Annotated in this window: 1 protein-coding gene; it reads right to left on the bottom strand. The window is 37.7% G+C overall.

Annotated features, from left to right (window positions below; all coding sequences use genetic code 11):
- Positions 1-247 (bottom strand): hypothetical protein (locus AAEY87_RS14295; protein WP_350657647.1); only part of this gene is annotated, 247 nt, incomplete at both ends.

Below are 247 nucleotides of genomic sequence, written 5' to 3'. Positions count from 1 at the left end.
AATCAAAGTCGTCACTTTCCTCAACTAATGAATCATTTGCAGTATCAACTGCTGCTTCATCAATTAAGCTATCTATGTCGTCTAAATCAAAGTCGTCACTTTCCTCAACTAATGAGTCATCTGCAGTATCAACTGCTGCTTCATCAATTAAGCTATCTATGTCGTCTAAATCAAAGTCTTCACTTTCCTCAACTAATGAGTCATCTGCAGTATCGACTGCAGCCTCATCAATTAAGCTATCTATGTC

The sequence above is a fragment of the Psychrobacter sp. S1-30-MNA-CIBAN-0213 genome, assembly GCF_040309845.1.
Lineage (GTDB): Bacteria > Pseudomonadota > Gammaproteobacteria > Pseudomonadales > Moraxellaceae > Psychrobacter.
The sequence above is the reverse complement of the archived record's forward strand: the minus strand, read 5'-3'. Positions and strand labels throughout refer to the sequence as shown.